Origin of the sequence: Pseudomonas canadensis (genome assembly GCF_000503215.1) — a bacterium.
GTDB classification, from domain to species: domain Bacteria; phylum Pseudomonadota; class Gammaproteobacteria; order Pseudomonadales; family Pseudomonadaceae; genus Aquipseudomonas; species Aquipseudomonas canadensis.
The window spans coordinates 60,542-80,226 of sequence record NZ_KI628540.1 but is presented as its reverse complement, the minus strand read 5'-3'; the positions used below and the strand labels follow the sequence as shown (position 1 = coordinate 80,226).

At 60.3% G+C, this 19,685-nt stretch carries 18 protein-coding genes; 8 read left to right on the top strand and 10 right to left on the bottom strand.

Annotated features, from left to right (window positions below):
• Positions 1-23 precede the first annotated feature (23 nt).
• Genes U367_RS0128315 through U367_RS0128300 form a run of 4 tightly spaced genes read right to left on the bottom strand, consistent with a single transcriptional unit; the run spans position 24 to position 2,621 of the window.
• The gene (locus tag U367_RS0128315) at positions 24-1,343 is read right to left on the bottom strand and encodes a sensor histidine kinase (RefSeq protein ID WP_028619571.1); all 1,320 of its coding nucleotides are present in this window, start codon (positions 1,341-1,343) and stop codon (positions 24-26) included.
• Positions 1,340-2,008, bottom strand: coding sequence for a response regulator transcription factor (locus tag U367_RS0128310; RefSeq protein WP_028619570.1), 669 nt, complete (start codon positions 2,006-2,008; stop codon positions 1,340-1,342). Before U367_RS0128310 ends, U367_RS0128315 begins: the two co-directional genes overlap by 4 nt.
• Positions 2,008-2,319, bottom strand: coding sequence for a PepSY domain-containing protein (locus U367_RS0128305; protein ID WP_028619569.1), 312 nt, complete (start codon positions 2,317-2,319; stop codon positions 2,008-2,010). Before U367_RS0128305 ends, U367_RS0128310 begins: the two co-directional genes overlap by 1 nt.
• On the bottom strand, positions 2,319-2,621 hold the full coding sequence (locus tag U367_RS0128300) for a PepSY domain-containing protein (protein WP_028619568.1): 303 nt from the start codon (positions 2,619-2,621) through the stop codon (positions 2,319-2,321). The genes U367_RS0128305 and U367_RS0128300 overlap by 1 nt, the downstream gene beginning before the upstream one ends.
• A gap of 157 nt (positions 2,622-2,778) precedes the next feature.
• On the opposite strand from U367_RS0128300, the gene U367_RS0128295 reads away from it, so the two are divergent.
• From U367_RS0128295 to codA, 7 genes are all read left to right on the top strand, one after another.
• Positions 2,779-3,858, top strand: coding sequence for a patatin-like phospholipase domain-containing protein (locus U367_RS0128295; protein WP_028619567.1), 1,080 nt, complete (start codon positions 2,779-2,781; stop codon positions 3,856-3,858).
• 590 nt (positions 3,859-4,448) lie between these two features.
• A complete protein-coding gene (gene queD, locus U367_RS0128290) occupies positions 4,449-4,805 on the top strand; it encodes a 6-carboxytetrahydropterin synthase QueD (protein WP_003190259.1) in 357 nt (118 codons plus the stop codon).
• A gap of 92 nt (positions 4,806-4,897) precedes the next feature.
• On the top strand, positions 4,898-5,344 hold the full coding sequence (locus U367_RS0128285; RefSeq protein WP_028619565.1) for a GNAT family N-acetyltransferase: 447 nt from the start codon (positions 4,898-4,900) through the stop codon (positions 5,342-5,344).
• 3 nt (positions 5,345-5,347) lie between these two features.
• Complete coding sequence (locus U367_RS0128280) at positions 5,348-5,971, top strand: NUDIX hydrolase (RefSeq protein WP_028619564.1); 624 nt, start codon at positions 5,348-5,350, stop codon at positions 5,969-5,971.
• Positions 5,972-6,162: 191 nt separating this feature from the next.
• On the top strand, positions 6,163-7,431 hold the full coding sequence (gene codB / locus U367_RS0128275; RefSeq protein WP_028619563.1) for a cytosine permease: 1,269 nt from the start codon (positions 6,163-6,165) through the stop codon (positions 7,429-7,431).
• Complete coding sequence (locus U367_RS0128270; protein ID WP_028619562.1) at positions 7,428-8,633, top strand: PucR family transcriptional regulator; 1,206 nt, start codon at positions 7,428-7,430, stop codon at positions 8,631-8,633. The genes codB and U367_RS0128270 overlap by 4 nt, the downstream gene beginning before the upstream one ends.
• A 27-nt stretch (positions 8,634-8,660) precedes the next feature.
• A complete protein-coding gene (gene codA, locus U367_RS0128265) occupies positions 8,661-9,896 on the top strand; it encodes a cytosine deaminase (RefSeq protein ID WP_028619561.1) in 1,236 nt (411 codons plus the stop codon).
• 9 nt (positions 9,897-9,905) lie between these two features.
• On the opposite strand, the gene U367_RS0128260 is transcribed toward codA, so the two are convergent.
• From U367_RS0128260 to U367_RS0128240, 5 genes are all read right to left on the bottom strand, one after another.
• Entirely contained in the window at positions 9,906-12,056 is a 2,151-nt protein-coding gene (locus U367_RS0128260; RefSeq protein WP_028619560.1) for a lipase family protein, read from the bottom strand.
• A gap of 14 nt (positions 12,057-12,070) precedes the next feature.
• A complete protein-coding gene (locus U367_RS0128255; RefSeq protein ID WP_028619559.1) occupies positions 12,071-12,847 on the bottom strand; it encodes a hypothetical protein in 777 nt (258 codons plus the stop codon).
• Positions 12,840-13,676, bottom strand: a complete 837-nt coding sequence (locus U367_RS0128250) for a DUF4123 domain-containing protein (protein ID WP_028619558.1) — start codon at positions 13,674-13,676, stop codon at positions 12,840-12,842. The genes U367_RS0128255 and U367_RS0128250 overlap by 8 nt, the downstream gene beginning before the upstream one ends.
• Positions 13,676-15,694 carry a type VI secretion system tip protein TssI/VgrG gene (gene tssI / locus U367_RS0128245; RefSeq protein ID WP_028619557.1) on the bottom strand — a complete coding sequence of 673 codons (2,019 nt, stop codon included), beginning with the start codon at positions 15,692-15,694 and terminating at the stop codon, positions 13,676-13,678. The genes U367_RS0128250 and tssI overlap by 1 nt, the downstream gene beginning before the upstream one ends.
• Before the next feature lie 305 nt (positions 15,695-15,999).
• On the bottom strand, positions 16,000-16,974 hold the full coding sequence (locus U367_RS0128240; RefSeq protein WP_028619556.1) for a diaminopimelate epimerase: 975 nt from the start codon (positions 16,972-16,974) through the stop codon (positions 16,000-16,002).
• Positions 16,975-17,497: 523 nt separating this feature from the next.
• On the opposite strand from U367_RS0128240, the gene U367_RS0128235 reads away from it, so the two are divergent.
• Positions 17,498-18,649 carry an MFS transporter gene (locus tag U367_RS0128235; RefSeq protein ID WP_028619555.1) on the top strand — a complete coding sequence of 384 codons (1,152 nt, stop codon included), beginning with the start codon at positions 17,498-17,500 and terminating at the stop codon, positions 18,647-18,649.
• 58 nt (positions 18,650-18,707) lie between these two features.
• Here U367_RS0128235 and U367_RS01000000130380 read toward each other — a convergent pair whose 3' ends face one another.
• The gene (locus tag U367_RS01000000130380; RefSeq protein WP_028619554.1) at positions 18,708-19,619 is read right to left on the bottom strand and encodes a hypothetical protein; all 912 of its coding nucleotides are present in this window, start codon (positions 19,617-19,619) and stop codon (positions 18,708-18,710) included.
• Positions 19,620-19,685: the final 66 nt, after the last annotated feature.

Below are 19,685 nucleotides of genomic sequence, written 5' to 3'. Positions count from 1 at the left end.
AGACCCTTGTCGAAGCGACAGGCTTATCCCTGACGCTTCGGCAATTCGATCAGCACTTTCAGCCCGCCCAACTCGCTTTCCTGCAACTGCAGCACCCCACCCCACACATCAACGATGTCCCGCACGATCCCCAACCCCAGGCCATGGCCATCGATCTGTTCATCCAGGCGCGTGCCTCGACTGAACACCTGGTCGCGTTGGGTTTCAGGAATACCGGGACCATCATCTTCCACCGCCAACCGGTAGCTGTGCTCAGCCTCGGTGACGGTCAAGCGCACCTCCGCATCCGCCCATTTGCAGGCGTTATCCAAGAGATTGCCGAGCAGCTCCAACAGGTCTTCACGGTCCCAAGGCAGTTGCAGGCCTGACGCAGCGTGGTAGCTCAGGTCCAGGTGTTCGCCGTGGATCATGTTGAGGGTGGCGAGCAGGCCGGGCAGTTCTTTTTCGCAATCAAACAGCGCGCCCGGCAGGGTTTCCCCAGCCAGGCGCGCACGGTTGAGCTCACGGTTGAGGCGTTGTTGCACCTGCTCCAACTGATCGCGCAACAGCTTGCTCAGTTCGGGACGATCCTTCAGCGCCTCGCTCGATGCGGCGCTCAACAGTACCGCCAGCGGAGTCTTGAGGGCATGGCCGAGGTTGCCCAAGGCATTGCGTGAACGCTTGAGGCTGTCTTCGGTGTGCGCCAGCAGGTGGTTGATCTGCGCCACCAACGGCTCCAGTTCCAGCGGCACCTGGGTGTCGAGCTGTGAACGCTGGCCCTGTTGCAGTTGGGCGATCTGGTTGCGTGCGGTTTCCAGCGGACGCAAGGCCCGGCGCACGGTGACCCGTTGCAGGATCAGCACCAGTAGCAGCGCCGCCAGCCCGAGCACCAGACCGATCTGACGCATGAGACGGAAGCTTTCCCGCACCGGGGTGTAGTCCTGGGCCACGCTGATGGAAATCGACTGGCCGAAGCGTTTGTAGTCCGAACGCAGCACCAGCAGTTGCTGGCCTTCCGGCCCTAGTTGCAGATTGCCCTTGATCCCGGCTTCGGGCAGGCGCGGCAGTTCCTGATCCCACAGCGAGCGCGAGCGCCAGTGGGTATCGGCAAAGTCGATGCGGAAGTAATGCCCGGAAAACGGACGCTGGTAGGCTGGCGACAGGCGTTGTTCATCCAGCTGAACGCCGTTCGGTCCACGCACCAGCGCCACCAACAGGTTTTCGGCGTCGTTGCGCAAGCCGGCCTCCAGGTAACGCTGCAAACCGGCTTCAAACAACCACAAGCTGGTTTGTGCCAGCACCACGCCGACGATCACCATCACACTGATCAGCCCCAGGCTCAGGCGTCGTTGGATGGACTTCATGCAGGGCTGGCGCCAAACCGGTAACCCTGGCCGCGCCGGGTTTCAATCACGCTGCGGCCCAATTTGCGGCGCAGGTGGTTGACGTGAACTTCCAGCACATTGGAGTCGCGCTCGGTCTCACCGTCGTACAAATGTTCGGCCAAGTGGCTTTTGGACAGGATCTGTTCGGGGTGCAGCATGAAGTAGCGCAACAGGCGAAACTCGGCGGCGGTCAGTTGGATCTCCGCGCCATCGCGCAGCACGCACTGACGGCCTTCGTCCAGGTGCAGGCCAGCCGCTTGCAGGGTGGGTTGGTTGGCCTGGCCATGGGAGCGGCGCAACAGCGCCTGAATGCGCAGGTGCAGTTCCTCGGGGTGAAAGGGTTTGCTCAGGTAATCATCGGCGCCCGCCTTGAGTCCTTCGATGCGCTCAGCCCAGGAGTCGCGGGCGGTAAGCACCAGGACCGGCGTGGTCAGCGCAGCAGCGCGCCATTGCGCCAGCACCTCAAGGCCTGGCAGGCCCGGCAGGCCGAGGTCAAGAATGATCAGGTCGTAGGGCTCGCTTCGGCCCTGGTACACCGCATCACGCCCGTCCGCCAGCCAGTCGACGGCATAACCCTGGCGTTGCAGGCCGGCCAGCAGTTCATCGACCAGAGGCACGTTGTCTTCTACCAACAGCAGGCGCATCAGTCTTCCTCGTCTTTGATCAGCACACCGGTGCTGGCGTCCAGCTTGATCTCGCGCACCACGCCTTCGGTGGTCACCAGCTCCACTTCATAGGCATATTGGCCGTGTTTCTTTTCCAGCTCAGCCTCCAGCAGGCGTGAGCCGGGGTAGCGCGCCATGGCCTGCTGCAACAGTTGCTCCAGCGGCAGGATCACCCCCTGCTGACGCAGCGCCAAGGCCTCATCCTGATTGAGGTCGCGGGCCGCCAGGCTGGAGCAGAATGCCATGAGCACCAGCGCGACACGACTGCTGGCGCATAGATTTACCTTCATTACGTATCCTGATGATTCTTGAGAACCCGCCCGGTGAGCGCGTCCAATTCAACGTCCCATTCGATGCCATGGGCATCTTCCAATTCGACCTCGTAGACGTACTTGCCGTAGGCCTCGTCCAGGTCGGTGTCCAGCAGTGTCGAACCGGGGTGCAGGGCCAGGGCCGTGGCTTCCAGTTGATCGAAGGCGACAATAGTAACAGTGGCCGGCACTTTCAGTGGCTTGTCGGGGTCCACGGCTTGGGCCTGGGTCGCCGTGAGGGCGATGATACCGGCAGCAAACAGCGCGGTGAGGCGCTTCATGATAAGTCTCCGTTACAGGATGTTTTCCTACGCCGGTCACCGTACGCGCTGCAACTTAACTGAAACTGAATTGCCACCATGGCAATTCCCTGCAAGGCCTTTTCACACATTCCGCGAGATTTTCTATAATGCCCCGCTCGCTCGAACAGAGACCGGTATGACAGCCATCCACATCAAGTTTCCCGCGCTGACGCTCAAGGCCGGCAAACGCGCCTTTGCCCGCATTCGCGAGCAAGGCCTCACGCCGGCCGACGTCGGCATCCTGCCCGGCGCAGCCGGCGGCCCCAAGGCACTGGGTATCCAGGGATTGGACCTGGCGCTGTTCGGCGACTGGTTACCCCGCTCGCCACGGGAGCGGGCATTGGTCGGTGCATCCATCGGCTCCTGGCGGTTTGCCAGCGCGTGCCTGCCCGACCCGGTGCAAGGCCTGCTGGACCTCGGTCGCCTGTACAATGAGCAACGCTTTGCCAAAGGCGTGACCATGGCCGAGGTCAGCCAGAGTTGCCAGCGCATGCTCGACGACCTGCTGGCCGGCCGCGATGCACGGGTGCTGGACAACCCGGACTACCGCCTCAATATCATGGTGGTCAAGAGTCATGGCCTGCTTGCCGATGACCACCGTGGACGCCTCGGGCTGGGCCTGTCGTCGGTGATCGCCGACAACCTGCGAGGCCGCGCGCGGCTGTCGCGGCATTTCGAACGCCTGATCATCCACGACCCCCGCCAGGCGCCACCGGTACATCCACTGAAGGACTTCCCGTCGCGCTTCCTGGCCCTGGAATTGGGCAACCTGCGCCAGGCCCTGCTGGCCTCGGGCTCGATCCCCATGGTCATGCAAGGCGTGCGCGACCTGCCGGGCGCCGGTGCCGGTACCTACCGCGATGGCGGCCTGCTGGATTACCACCTCGACCTGCCCTACCACGGCGATGACATCGTGCTGTACCCCCACTTCACCGACCGAGTCATCCCCGGCTGGTTCGACAAAGGCCTGCCGTGGCGGCGCAGCAACCAACAGGGCCTGCAGGACGTGTTACTGCTGGCGCCGTCCAAGGACTACCTGGCCCGCCTGCCTCACGGCAAACTCCCAGACCGCAGCGACTTCAAGCGCTTCATGGGCGACGACCCCAGCCGCAACAAATACTGGCAGACCGCGATGAGCGAAAGCCAACGGCTGGGAGACGAATTCCTGGCATTGGCCGATAACGGCCGCTTGGGCGAGCGCCTACAGCCCCTGTAGCCGCCACCTCCCCACTAACCACGATGCGAAGCGAGCCGCTCGTGATCTAGCTTTTGATCTTGATCTCGCTTTTGATCTCAGGTGCCCCGTCAAACACGCTGGCCGGAATTCGACAGGGATTTGGGGGGGTAAACCGGCAGGGATGCCGGTTTAGCCGCCCCGCGCCATGGATGGCGCGTGGCGGCGGCCCCCCAAATACCTGTCGGATTACGGGCACACCGAGCCTAAGCGAGGTGCCGAGTGTTGGGGCAAGAGCCTTTTGCTTACTTTTGGGCTTTTCAAAAGTGAGCCGCCGTAAGGGCGGAACCCATAGCAGCCGTTACCTAAATAACGGATATGTACCCGGTCAGATCCAACATCCAGGTCAGCTGTCAGGCCGCCATCGCTGGCAAGCCAGCTCCTACAGTTGGATCGCGGGGTGACAGTTAGAGTGTGGTCGGCTGTCAAACCGCCAGCGGCAGCAAGCCCCCTCGCCACCTGCCATCAACATTTCACCCGCAAGCCGCCCCCTACAGAGGGACGGTATGCGCAGCAACGAATCAAGCTGTTAAACTCGCCGCCTGCCAGACATCGACCGAGCTGAAAACACTGTGGAAATCTTCAAAGAATTTACCTTCGAATCCGCCCACCGCCTGCCCCACGTACCGGAAGGCCACAAATGCGGGCGCCTGCATGGGCATTCGTTCAAGGTGGCGATCCACCTGAGCGGCGACCTGGACCCCCATACCGGCTGGATTCGCGACTTCTCGGAGATCAAGGCGATTTTCAAGCCGCTCTATGAACGTCTCGACCACAACTACCTCAATGACATCCCAGGCCTGGAAAACCCCACCAGCGAAGTGCTGGCCAAGTGGATCTGGAATGAATTGAAACCCCTGCTGCCTGAGCTCAGTGCGATTCGTATCCACGAGACCTGCACCAGCGGTTGCATCTATCGCGGCGAATAAGCCGGCGCGATGAAAAAACCACCCTTGCGGTGGTTTTTTTGTGCCTGGCTCCCTTACAGTCATGGCTCCCTACCCACAAGGAGCCCGCTGCAATGATGCGCCCCGCAACGAGTCATGATGTCGCTGCTATCGAGGCTATCGTCCAGGCAGCCTACGCGCCATACATCGAACGGATCGGCCGCAAGCCCGGGCCGATGCTGGAGGATTATCACCAGCAAGTGGAAGCCGGTGGCGTGCATGTGCTGGAGCATGCCGGGCGGGTCCGGGGGGTTATTGTCCTGCGGGACACAGACGGCGCGCTGTTGCTGGATAACCTCGCCGTCTCCCCGGACGCCCAGGGCCTGGGCTTCGGGCGGTTGCTGATGGATTTCGCCGAACAACAGGCGCTCGGCGCTAACTGCGCCGCCATCCGCCTGTACACCAACGAAGCCATGAACGAGAACATCACGCTGTACACCCGTCGGGGCTATGTCGAGACCCACCGGGCCGAAGAACATGGCCTGCGGCGTGTGTACATGACCAAGCAACTCCGGGAGTAACCCATGGAAAACACTTGGCTGGCCCAGGCCAAACGCTTGCAGGCGTTGGCGTCCACCGGGCTGCACTTTTGCACCGATGATTTCGAGCGCGAGCGCCTGGAAGAAATCGCCGAGATTGCCCACAACATGCTCGCGCAATTGGGCAATGTGCCCTTGGAGCGCATCACCGGGTTGGTCACGGATTTTGCCAAACGCTACTCGACGCCGATGATCGACGTGCGCGGGGCGGTCATCCAAGGCGAGCGGATTCTGCTGGTTCGCGAATTGACCGATGGCTGCTGGGCGTTACCGGGCGGTTATGCGGATATCGGTTTGTCGGCGGCGGAAAACATCGTCAAGGAGATTCGCGAGGAAGCCGGGCTGACGGTAACGGCGCGGGCCCTGTACAGCGTGACGCACAAGGCCAAGGGTCTGTATCGACCGGATGTGCGCGACTTCTACAAACTGTACTTCCTGTGTGAACCGGTGGATCAGTCGGCACCGATGGCGGGGTTCGAGACCACCGAAGTGGGCTTTTTCCGTCTGGACGAGCTGCCACCGCTGTCACGGGGGCGCACTATTGAAAGTGATCTGGAGGCCGCATTCGCCTTCCACCGTGGCGAGACCACCCAGACGCTGTTCGACTGATCCAATTTGTATCACTGCTGCACCGCTTTCGTGCCCAATTGGGCACGGCGAACATTCCTGCCTGCGTTGTCCCCCTGTTTAGCTATAAATACTGTGCACGGTGCACAGCACCCGTCGTGCGCTCGTCACTGCTGCCGGTTTGGCACGCGCGGTGCAATAGGCCTGCGTCACTCATTCAGGGAGCAAAGCACATGACGCAGCAAGAACCGGGCAACGATTACCCCCTCAGCGAAGTCCCGATGCATGCGCGCAAAGGCCTGGCGTCTACCGCCATGGTGCTGCTGGGCTTTACCTTTTTTACCGCGACCATGTTTGCTGGCGGCAAGCTGGGGGTGGCGTTCAGCTTTACCGAGATGCTCGGCGTCGTGGCCCTGGGTAACCTGCTGCTGGGTATCTACGCCGCAGGTCTGGGTTACATCGCCTTCAAGAGCGGGCTGAATTCGGTGTTGATGGGGCGCTTCTGCTTTGGCGAAGTGGGCAGCAAGCTCAGTGACTTGATCCTCGGCTTCACCCAGATCGGCTGGTATGCCTGGGGCACCGCCACGGCCGCCGTGGTGCTGGGCAAGTATTTCGAACTGAACCAGGGCAGCGTGCTGGCGTTGATGGTGCTGTTCGGCCTGGTGTTCTGCGCCACGGCGTACGTTGGTTATCGCGGGCTGGAGATTCTGTCCTACATCGCAGTACCGGCGATGGGCATCCTGTTGTTTCTGTCGATGTGGGTGGCCACGGCCAAAGTCGGCGGGCTGGATGGGCTATTGGCGGTGGTGCCGACCGGTGAACTGGACTTGTCCACGGCGATCACCCTGGTGTTCGGCACCTTTGTCAGCGGTGCGACCCAGGCCACCAACTGGACACGTTTTTCGCGCTCGGCCAGGGTGGCGGTGCTGGCCAGCCTGATCGGTTTCTTTATCGGTAACGGCTTGATGGTGCTGATCGGCGCCTACGGTGCCATCGTCTATCAACAACCGGATGTGGTCGAAGTGTTGCTGCTGCAAGGTTTTGCCATGGCAGCAATGGCCATGTTGCTGCTCAACATCTGGAGCACCCAAGACAACACCATCTACAACTTCGCGGTGGCCGGCTGCAATCTGCTGCGCACCCAGCGTCGCAAGACCGTGACACTGGCAGGCGCGGTGATCGGCACGCTGCTGGCGTTGCTCGGCATGTACGACATGCTGGTGCCGTACTTGATTCTGCTGGGCACGGTGATCCCGCCGATTGGCGGGGTGATCATGGCGGACTTCTTCTATCGCTATCGCGGCCAGTACCCGCGCTTGGCAGATGCGCGTCTGCCGGCATTCAACTGGCCGGGGCTGGTGGCCTATGGGATGGGTACCGTGCTGGCGTTCAACTCGCCTTGGGTCGCACCGTTGGTGGGTATCGTCGCCGCGTCGTTGACCTACATCGTGCTTACCGCCGTACTACGCGTGCGTGCGCCTTTGGTTGACGTCCAGGCATGAGCCTGACTATTGCCGACGTGCTGGCGTTGCCGGGCCTCGAACCCATGCGCCTGCGCGCCGGCGCGGCCGGCCTGGATAATGCCGTGCGTTGGCCGTATGTGGCGGAAAACAGCGGGATCGCCGAATGGGTATTGGGCGGCGAACTGGTGTTCGTGACCGGGATCAATCACCCACGCGACGAGGCCAACCTGCTGCAACTACTAGAGGAAGCCTGCGAACGTCAGGTGGCCGGACTGGTGGTCCTGACGGGGCCCGCATATATCCAGGCGATTCCCCCGCGTTTGCTCGACGCCGCCGAAGCCGCGGGCATGCCGCTGATCGAACAGCCTTACTCACTGAAAATGGTGTTGGTGACCCAGGCCATTGGTTCAGCACTGATCCAGTCCGAGCAGTTGGGGCGCTCGCGGCATGATGTAATGGAGCGATTGCTGACAGGCGATTACCAATCCCTGGATCTTTTGTTGCACCGGGCCTCACAACTGGGCATGGCAGTGGCCGGGCATTGGCAGGTGGTTCAATTGCAACTGGAAGGCAGTGAGTTGCTCTTTGCCCAAGGTGATGCGGCTTCTGTGGAGGCGCAGCTGGCTCGCCAACATGACAGAATCAGCCGTCGATTGCGTCAACTCTCGGCCGGCTTGCCGGTATTGGGCCGTGCCGGGCAATGGACGATGCTGCTCCCTGCTCCGGATGCTGTCGCAGCATTGGCTAACCGCCAGCAATTGGCCAACTGGCTCAAGCCGCTGAACCTGCGCCTGGCACCACTCAAACTGTTTATCGGCCTGAGCGCCGCCGCTCACCCACCGGCACACCTGGCCCAGGCGCAGGATGAAGCCCGCCAGGCGCTGGCCGCTGCGCGACGCTTCAGCGAGCGCGCCGGGTTGTGCGTGTACGACGAACTGGGCGTACTCAAGTTGCTCAGCGGCGTACGTGATCGCGCCCTGCTCGACCAGTTCCTCAATGAGCGCCTGGGCCCGCTACTGCGCCATGACCTGCACCATGGCCCCAGCCTGATGCCCACCCTGGAAGCCTGGTTCCACGAGAATGGTAACCTTGTAGCCGCCGCTCAGCGGCTGGCCGTGCATCGCAACACCCTGACGCACCGCGTCCAGCGCATCGAAGCCCTGTGCGGCCTGACGCTGGATAATGCTTATGATCGCCTGGACATCGGCATTGCGCTGATGATCTGGCGGCTGTCTGCCTGATTGTTTTTAGCCAAGAGGAACTTGCCCATGCACATCATCAACGCCCGCCTGCGCAACCGTGAAGGCCTGCATGATCTGCACCTGGAACATGGCCGGATCGCCAGTATCACGCGGCAATCGGGGACACCGACTGCGGCGGCCGACGACCTGGACGCCGCCGGCAACCTGGTGATTCCCCCCTTCGTCGAGCCGCATATCCACCTCGACGCCACCCTGACGGCCGGCGAACCGCGCTGGAACATGAGCGGTACCCTGTTCGAAGGCATCGAGTGCTGGGGTGAGCGTAAAGCTACCATCACCCAGGAAGACACCAAGACCCGCGCCAAAAAGACAATCCAGGCCCTCGCTGCCCACGGGATCCAGCATGTGCGTACCCACGTCGACGTCACCGACCCGGACCTCACGGCGCTAAAGGCCATGTTGGAAGTGCGCCAGGAAAGCACACACCTGATCGACCTGCAGATCGTCGCTTTCCCCCAGGAAGGCATCGAGTCTTATCGCAATGGCCGCGAGTTGATGGAAGAAGCCATCCGAATGGGCGCCGACGTGATCGGGGGTATCCCGCACTTTGAATACACCCGCGACCAGGGCGTGAGTTCGGTGAAGTTCCTCATGGACCTGGCTGAACGTACCGGCTGCCTGGTGGACGTACACTGCGACGAAACCGACGACCCGCACTCACGCTTTCTCGAAGTGCTGGCCGAAGAAGCCCGCAGCCGCGACATGGGTGCCCGCGTCACTGCCAGCCACACCACGGCCATGGGTTCCTACGACAACGCTTACTGCGCCAAGCTCTTCCGCCTGCTGGGGCACTCGGGAATCAGCTTCGTCTCTTGCCCAACCGAGAGTATCCACCTGCAAGGCCGCTTCGACAGCTTCCCGAAACGTCGCGGCGTCACCCGGGTCAATGAGCTGCTGGAGGCCGGCATGAACGTGTGTTTCGGCCAAGACTCCATCGTCGATCCCTGGTATCCCCTGGGCAACGGCAACATCCTGCGGGTACTGGAAGCGGGTTTGCACATTTGCCACATGCTCGGCTACCGCAACCTGCAAACCGCCCTGGACCTGGTCACTGACAACAGCGCCAAGGCGATGGCCCTCGGTGACCGCTACGGCCTGGAGCCCGGACGGCCAGCCAACGTGTTGATCCTTTCGGCGGACAGCGACTACGAGGTCATCCGCAGCCAAGGCTTGCCGCTTTACTCGATTCGCAACGGCAAGGTGTTGATGAAGCGCCAGCCGGCGCAGGTTGAGTTTGCGTGAACGCCTGGCTCAGACGATCGAATCGATATCCAGTGTTTGCGCCCTCCCCCATTCGTGATGAAGCACAGGAGGAATGCGGGCGACCTGCGACAGCTCATGGTTTTCACGGTGGCTGAACCAGCGCTTGAGGCTGGGTTGCAAGTGGGCGCTATGGGCTTGACTGCCGTAGACATCACGGGCCTCCAGGCGTCGCCAGCGCAGGGTCGCAAGGCGCTCTCGACTAATGTGCAAGCGGTCTATTTCGGTATTCAGAGCTTCGCTGTGTTCATAACTTCGGTCGTTGGCAGGCCTTAGACGCGCCAGTTCCCGGCGCTTGTTGCGCAGTTGCTGGCGCATGGTCTCAAGCGCCAGGTCGAGTAACTCGAACTCTCTTGGTGTGATCAGCGGGCCGTTGTTTTCCTGGGTTTGTTGCCAGCGACGCAGCGTCGCCCACGCCGCCGGAATGTAGCTGGCGGTCATGAAGTGCTGGTTGGCCTGGAACAGCTGTTTCAGCAAGTTATCCCGCTCGGGCATGTCGCCATGGAGTTGCAAGGCTCGGTTGCAACCGGCCTCCTGGATGGACTCACAACCGGGCTTCCACAACACCGAAGACTGCGTGCCGTCCGGCAACATGATCGGCATGAAATGGTGTTGTTCGCCGTGGTGTCGGTAAGGGTTTCCACCCAAACGCACCAAACCGGCGGCGAACAACAGGCCGCCCGGCGCAGGGGCGCTGAACAGTGTGATGGCGCCAGGGATCCAGAGTTTGGCGGTGGTGTTCATCCACGGTGCCGGCACGCTGGGGACCGGGTCGTTGTGATTGACGATGCGGTGGTGGACCAGGGTTGAAGCGCCCTCAGTGAACTCGGCGTCGGCGGCGCGGGGGGAGCCGTAGGTGTAGAGTAGGATGTTGTAGTTGCCCTCGGGCGCTCGGCGTAATCCTTCCGCCAGGAGCAACGCGATTGCGCCGCCCAGGCTGTGGCCGCAGATGATAATTCGTTGGCCTGTGTAGAATTGGTCGAGGTAGCGCAGCACGAAATTGCGCATTGCGCAGTACGCTTGGTAGAAACCTTCATGTGCCTTGCCGACACCTTCCACAAAAGCTACCTGATGGGCGTTTGCATCACGCATCCCATCTGCGGCGCTGGCGGTTCCACGCACCGCGATCAGGATTACCTCATCGTGATGGGTGATAAACGCCTGGGTATCCGTACCGAGCTTTTCATCATCGAAGAAATGCAGATTCGCCGGATGTTCCTGTTTATCCCCCAGCTCGGGTTGGTTTTGTGGATACAGTTCAGGATCGAAGGGAAGGATCTCAAAGCGCTGGGAGTAAGGGACCTCTTCGTAAAGGGGGTAAAAACGCTGCACTTGTTCTGCATCGAAACGCCACGCCTCGTGGAAACCCGAAAGCTGTTCGGCGAACAGATGTCCGACGCTGGGATTAAGGGGGAACCGCACTTGGTCCTGGGGTTTTTTAGGTGGCTCTTGGCCGAAGTTGCAATAACTCAAGGTGGCCATCAATGCCAACTGATAAAGGTTCAAGGCGCAGAAATCGTCTTCGATTGAAAGCATCGGACGGAAGGCTCGCAGTGGCCGGACCTCCAAAGCAGTGTGGTTGTTGGGAAACAACACGACTCCTGCCAAGTTTGATTGGGGCGGTCCAAACCCCAAGTCGCCCATCATTTTTAATGCATGCCGCTGGGGTTGATGACTCCGCTGCGCAATCGGTGGCAAGTGGGCGACATGGCGGACTAAATCACGCACTTCGACCTGGTAGAACCGGTTGGCCTTTTGCTGAGCAGGATTACTTTCGGAGCGCCGACCATCAGCGACAGTAAAGCGAGTCTGCTCAGCCCGAACTTGAAGCTCAGTGATAGGGAGCTTGTAGGTGGAGCGCAACATGAGCCGCTGATACGGCTGTTCTGTTCCTGAGTACATATCGTCGAAAACAAGCACCACAGGCCCGCAAAAAAGATTGTGTAGCTTGGCAACCCCCTCTGCATTCAACCTGCCTTTGTACTCCTGCCCAGCGCTATCGTAGACGGTGTAAGGCAGTCCACCGTACGCCGTGCCCTCGCCCAACTCATTGACCAGACTAAAGCTCACCCAGTGTCCGCGCACTGGACAGGCCGGCTTGCTTTCATTGAAAAATGATTGCCTCTGTGCATCCTGCATCATGGACTTACTCCTTGTTAATTGCATGACGGATAGACATCACAAACGCGACCATCCGGCATTTTTATAGGCTTAAAGTCGGTGGTATTGCCGTTACAAAACGCATCCATATCTTCAAAGCTTTTACCTCTACAACGCTTCCAGCCGCCCGGAACGACTACCCAGTTATCACCAACAGCCGGTTCTTCCTTATCAGTGACGGTCAACGTCAACCTGAGCGTTTTTCCCGCTAATTGATCACGGTGAGCAACACCACCCGCCACAGACTTCTGCAACTGTCCCTGTTCATTTATCGAGCGACATTGCAGAAGCTTCCTGATCGCATGAAACGGCCCCACCGTCCTGAACCGCCAATGACATTGCCCAACCATTTCCTGGACACCCGACTCAGGCATTCCAGATTGATCATCCCCGCTATCTCGTATGGCGATGCCTGCACGATCTCCACCTACGTCCGTATCACGCTTTCCCCACTTCGCATAAAACTCAAACTCCAGACTTCGCAGTACCGAAGGGCAGCCCTCGATTTTTTCGTTCAGCGGCAACTCATAACTCACCCGACTTGCCAGAGGTTTGTAGTCCGTAAAAAAGACTTTCCGCTCAGGCCTCTTTCCTCGACGTCGCGGCAAAGTGCAGAATTCACCCGTAGCGGGCAAATAATTTGCGGCCGTTTTAAGCTCAAACTCCGGCGGCAGATCCACCTCCAGCGTAAAGCTATCAACCGGCTTGCCCGCACACCCTGTCAGCCCCAGCATCCCCACCACACCCCACACACCTAGCCTTCGCCTACTCATCTTTTTTCCCCATCAGTCTCCACTGCTCCACTACCCGCTCAAAGTGATCCGCCGGTGCCTCCCCAGCCAGCGGTTGCCACCGAATAACACTCTCCCGTATGGCCTCCTCCAACCGTCGCACCACCAGAAACTCCAATCGCTCGGCCCCCCGCCATTGCCAGACGCGCGCCTGCTCCAACACCTGGCTCAGCCAGATTCTCGGGTCTTGGAATTCCACCAATGCAACCAGGTCTTCGCTGTGTTCGGCCAACAGGTAACGCAGGATATTGGCGTGCAGGATGGCTTCGGCGTTTGGGTTGGGTGTGTTCAGCCAAGGGACCGGGTCGGGCAGCGAGTTCTCGCCAGGGGCCGAGTTGTCAGCGATGCGCCAGCGGTCTTGGTGCCAATAACAGACGCTGATCAACGGGCCGAGGAATGCCGGCCAGTGCTCTGCGGACATATAGGCCAGCGCACGCGCCAGGGTGCGGTTGTCGTGAAAGCGGTACAGCGATTGCGCTTCTTCCGGTCCCGTCAGCAAACGATCGCGCCAATGTCGAGTCACGGCCGTCAGGTCATCGCTCGGCAAGCTGCCCAGCCAACCCCAGTTACTCTCGGGCTGTTGCAGGAGGTCTCTTAATGCAGGCTCGTTCATCTGCTTCAGCCGCAGGATCACAGGGCCTTCCATCGCGAGTTCCGCCAGTACCGTCTCACCATAGACGCTGCAATAGTCCGACAAGCTGCGCACCGCCAGCAGCGGCGCGCGCGCGGCGCTCTGCCCGTCGAGAATCAAACACAGGTGCCGCCCGACCTGCTGTTGTTGGGCCATCCAGTGGCCTGGCATGTCCTGCATCAGGCAGCCCTCCCCGGCAAATCACACAGGCCTTCACGGCAGCGCTCGCACACCGGGCAGTAGTCCGCCCCCAATTGCCTGGCCAGGGTCATGATCGCGCCTTGTACCTTGGAGACCTCTGGCGCATCGGCCACACTCAAGGCGCTCGCCAATTGGGTCGCAGACGGTAAACCGCCAAGGGCGATGGGACGACTGCTGAAGATGCCTCCCGCCTGGATGACCAGATGCTCTCCACCTGCCTTGAGGCTCAGTTGCGCCCCGGCATCGATTACCAGGCTGGCACCGGATTTAAGGTGGAGTTGCTGACCAGCCTCAATGACCAAGGTCTGCGCCACGTGGGTCCGGCTATCGCCCTGCACATCAAGGTAGTCGCTCGCCTTGAGCAGCACTTTGCGATCGCCGGTGACCTGACGATGCTCTTCGCTTTCCAAGTAAACCGTGCTTAGCCCATGGATGACTTCTCGCCGCTCTCCCACGACCTCCAACCGGCTGTCATGACCGACCCGTTGCTCCAGGTCCCGCTGCGCACGCAGGTAGACAAGCTCCTCGCCACGACGGTCTTCCAGGTACACCTCGTTGGCACCTTCACCACCACGGGAACTGCGGCTACGCAAAACGCTGCGGGTCTTGTGCTGCGGCAAGGAATAGGCCGGCCGGTGCAACGCATTCGGCAGGCAGCCGTTGATCAAAGGGCGGTCGGGATCCCCGTCCAGGAAGGTCACCAGCACTTCCATACCGACCCGCGGGATCATCGTTGCACCAAACCCGTCACCGGCCCACCCGGACGCCACGCGCACCCAACAACTGCTTTTATCATCCGTGTTGTCTAGGCGGTCCCAGTGAAAGCGCACCTTCACCCGACCATGGGCATCGCAATGCACGTCCTCACCGGCAGGCCCGGTCACGGTTGCGGTCTGGCTGCCATTGATGGTCGACTTGGGATGCCTGAGGGGCGGTCGATGCACAGCCTGCCAAGGCGTTGCGGTAAAACGATTGCGATAGCCCTGGAACAGGTCGGTTGTGGGCGTTGCTTCCTCCAGCACCTGGGGTTGATAACCCTCATGACGCACTGACGTAATCAACCACAGGTCGTTGCAGGATGGGTCGGGGTGGTCTCGTATCTCAAGGAAGTGCCCGCTGCGCAGAATTGGCTGATCACTCTTGCCCAATGCCCGATGCCGGTCGCGCTGGTGACGCTCCAGGCTCCGACATGCCAATTGCTTGCCACGGGTATGACCGGTGAATCCCGCGGGATACTGATAGTCCTCAAGGGGGAGTGTCGACGCTACACCCGCGCTGTCGTGCAGATGCAAGGAGGGATGTTCGAAGTCGTAATCACGAAGCACCGTTTTTTGGCTGCGAATGCCCAGGCGTACGTCGAAACGCTGGATAACCGGCGCATCTGCTTGTGGCCCGCCAGGAGCGCTATAGCGTTGCACGGGTAAACGCCGAAACACGGTCTGGTCATCGCCAAACACCAGCAGATGAGTGTCCACGCTGTGACGAAAATGGTAGTGAATTCCCTCCTCTTCACACAACCGCTGGATGAAGTGAAGATCACACTCTGCGTACTGCACACAGAACTCGCGCGGCGGATAAACCACGGGGCCAAGCTCGAAAACGTATGCGTCCGCCAGGATGCCATGTTGCTCAAGGACCTCTGCGATGATCTGTGGCACGCTGCGCTGCTGGAAAATCCTCTGGTCACGTCGGTGCGCAAGGTAAGCCAGCCGGGGTGCCAGGGTCAGGTGGTAGCGCGTGGTGCGCCGACCGGGGTCATCACGGCCAATGGCGTAGATCAACCCGTGCAGGCCCCCGTTTGTTTCGCCGAAATCCAGGTAGGCGGGTTGGTGGAGCAGCGCCTCCAGATCAAGACAAGGGTTTTCGCTGACCACCTGTATGTGGATGAAATACGGTTGATCGAGGGTTTCACTGCCTTTAAATGCCAGGACTTGCGAATCGATGTTGATGGGTGGAAGAACCAGATTGAAACGTGAAGAAACAAACGCGTTAACCATCCGTTGTTACCCGTCGTTAATGAATGAAAACCCTGAGATATTCCCTCGTGCCAAATGTGAAATTAGTGGCCGAGAAAAAGTGCTGGAACGCCCCAAAGCTTAGTCATTTCAGACAGGAATCGGCCGCTTAAAAATAAAAAAGAAGTTTCGTACGGCGAAGTTGGAAGTATCTTTTACAAAATAATAAAACGAGCCAGCGTGCCATCCCTTAACAACAAGAAATGTCCTACGCAAACTTGCACCAGCATAACTAACTAACATAGAAACGGCCGACACTGATTTACAGCGTCAGCCGTTAAAAAACTTCATGCCTGCAGCAGCGCAGTGCCGAACAGACTGACGCTCAGCAACGTCTCGCCCTGAGTGAGCAAGCGAACCGGCGCAATGCCACCTGGCATCACCACCGACACCTCGCCACTCTCGACCCAGCCCGCCCGCCAGGCGGCACACGCCACCGCACTGGCGCTGGTTCCGGAAGACGCGGTGGGCCCCTCTCCCCGCTCGAATACCCGTGCGATGACTCGATTGCCGGGCTGGCGCGCCGCCCATTGCAGGTTCACCCCTGCCGCACAGGGCCGGCCACTACCCGCAGGCGGTGCAAACGCAATGGCCTTCAAGGGTTCGAACAGGGCGGGTTGCCGCATCTGTGTGTTGTCCGGCAACGCCGACACCTGCTCGACCAGCGTCACGCAATGGGGGTTACCCACCCGCACAAATTGGCTGGTTGCCCACTGTGGGTCGATCGCCGCCAACTCGCTCACATGACTCAGTCCAGTTTCATCCACATCCCTCTGCGCGCCCACCGCCTCGGGCCCGAAACCCGGCCTCCCCAACTCAAGCCAGAACCCCGCCACCTGTTCAAGGATTGCCGGTTCAACCCGTGTCGACACGGGTGATGCCGCGTCCGATTTGTCGTGGTGCACCCGCAACTCACAGGCCTCACTCATCAGGGCCTGGTCGGTGAGTGCCTGGGCGAAAATCGTCAAGCCGTTGCCACTGCGTTCGGCCAGGGAGCCGTCGGTGTTGACGATCAGCAGGTCAAACGGCGGCTCGGCCTGGAACGGCCCGACCAGCAAGCCATCACAGCGATGAGCCTTGGCACCGGCCGGACGTGGTAGCGAGCCCCAACTGCATTCGGCGGCGATAGCCGACGATGTCCAGTTGCTGCGGGTACGCGCAGCCCGCGCAGCGCTCTCGGGTACAGCAATGCCCGCGTCTCTCAATGAGGCCGGGCTGACCACGCCGTAGATATTGCCGCGGGCGTCGTAGAACAGTGCCATGAGGTCGTCCACTTGGGCATGTGCTGAAGGAGGAGCAGATTGTGTGGGATCTCGACGCTATACACCATCCTGCAAGCACTACACGCTCAGTTCCCCTGGATGGACGTTTTCATCAGGCCGATGCCCGCAAACTCCTGCGCCATCCTCGCCGCCTGTCACTGCACGCCACAGCGGCGGATAGGGTAGTGATCGAGAGTTACAAGGGTAGCGCCGAGGTGGTTGAGGTCAACGTCTATGGGCCAACGTCTGCCTGACCAGGTGCCGAAGGCGGCCTGGAAGGTGGTAATCCACCGAGAGAACCCTGGGGTTCAAAAGCCCCCGCAGGGATTACGCACCTTCCAGACCGCCTCCTACACACTCAATGCTGCTTGTGTGGCGGCGAGCCGTACTGACGTTCCAGATGTGTAAAAATAAAATTCCCGACCGCCGCAATCCCAAGGGAACCCGGCTCGCGTGCCACGGCCTGATGTGCAAGGATGTCACGCCGGACATCGTTCGTAGAACGCAAAACCAAGGATTTTTCATGACTGCCATCCCCACCTCAGCGCCCGTGGTTCCCGGACGGCTGGAGCAAATGTCGACCCGTATCGCTTTCTTCATTGCCGGATTCGGCATCGCAGCCTGGGCGCCGCTGGTGCCCTATGCCAAGGCCCGTGCGGATTTGAGCGAAGGCACACTGGGCCTGTTGTTGCTGTGCCTGGGTGTCGGCTCGATCATTGCCATGCCGGCCGCCGGTGCGTTGGCATCGCGTTTTGGCTGCCGTCGCGTGCTCAGCGCCGGGACGATCATGATCTGCCTGGCATTGCCGATGCTGGCGACGGTCAGCTCAATTCCGTTATTGATGGCGGGGCTGTTCCTGTTCGGTGCCGGCCTCGGCACCGTGGACTCCACGGTCAACCTGCAGGCGGTGATCGTCGAGAGAGCCAGCGGCAAGACCATGATGTCGGGCTTTCACGGGCTGTTCAGCCTGGGTGGGATTGTCGGTGCGGCGGGCGTTTCGGCGTTACTGGGGCTAGGACTGTCGCCACTGCAGGCGACCCTGGTAGTGATCGTCATCACGCTGGCGGCACTGCTCAAGGCCGCGCCGCACTTGCTGCCCTACGGCAGCGAGAGTTCGGGCCCGGCGTTTGCCGTGCCCCACGGCGTGGTGCTGTTCATCGGTTGCCTGTGTTTTATCGTGTTCCTGGCCGAGGGTGCGGTACTCGACTGGAGCGCAGTGTTCCTCAGTGCCGAACGCGGCGTGGACGAAGCCTATGCAGGTTTGGGTTACGCGGCCTTTGCCTTGACCATGACGGCCGGGCGATTGACCGGCGATGCCATCGTGCGCCGACTGGGCGCTACGCGGGTGATCGTAGCCGGCGGCGCACTGGCGGCGGCAGGTACATTCCTTGCCACATTGTCTCCGGCCTGGGAAATGGCCTTGCTGGGTTATGCACTGATAGGTGCCGGTTGCTCCAATATCGTGCCGGTGCTCTATACCGCTGTTGGCAAGCAGACCGTCATGCCAGAACATATCGCCGTGCCGGCCATCACCACCCTGGGCTATGCAGGGATATTGGCTGGGCCGGCGGTAATCGGATTCATCGCCCATGGCAGCAGCCTGGCCACCGCCTTCCTGTTAATTGGAGGGTTACTTGTGGCGGTGGCTGTCAGTGGAAAAGTCTTGCGGGTCTGAACGTAGGGCGGCATCGTCGGCTTGAGGCTTTCAAGCCGCAGATGCGCGCCTGCATACCTTACTTCCCCTTCTCTGCCTTGTCGTTCTCCAGCCAGCGGTCAATGCTGTAGTTCTTCAACCAACCATCGTCGTTATGACTGCCGAAGATGTTGTAGCCGTTGGCTTTATGACTGTCCAGAGAGGCTATCAATCCTGGTCGTTCCATCAAATTCTTGGCCAGGTAGACCTGTTGTTCGCTGTACATTTTCAAGGGAAACCCGGTGCGCACATCGCGTAAAGGCTCGCCGTTCTTATCAGTCTGGTTCGGATCCTTGCTGATCTCGATGAGTGTGTCTTTTTTGACGTACCGGTGTTTTTCGAAAAAGAATGTGCGGTCTTCGGACTTATCCCTGAAATCATCAAACATACCTCTGAATGCCTGGACGACCTGAGCGTCGGTTTTCGCATGGAACGGGTCCGCGCTTTGTGTATTGGGGTTGGTATTGCCGATCTGTGAGTCGCCAGCCTTGGTCAGGCTGTCATGAGTGATTTCGCCACCCTTGGCAGTAATCGCATCGTTCAATCGGGGCCGGTTAAGTATCTCTCGCGCCAACATAATGGTGCGCTCTGAGACCTTGCTGCTGCTGGGCTCCTCTTTGGCTATCTCTTGTAAGGAGTTCTGGGTCAGCCGGCCATCTTTCTTGAAGGCGTCCAGCAATGGCAGGTTGTTCTTCAAATCAGTCGCCAGCAGATGGTCATCCGAGCTGACGAAGGGGTTGCCAACTTTTGTCATGCCTCCATACATATTCTGGCCGTCGAAGTGCCGGTCGGCGCCGTTCGCGAAACGGGTGTTGAATGGCTGCGCCGCCGGCAGCGGCTTACCCAGCGCACGCGCATCGACCTCAAAGCGAGACTGACCGCTCCCCGTTGGCCCAGGTGTGTTGGACCCAGCCGTTTGCGTATAGCTCAGATTATTGACACGACCAATCATGATTCACCTCCACCCTATCTAGATTTCGTAGCCTGGGCCTTGATTGCCTGATCTTCGAAAAGGCAT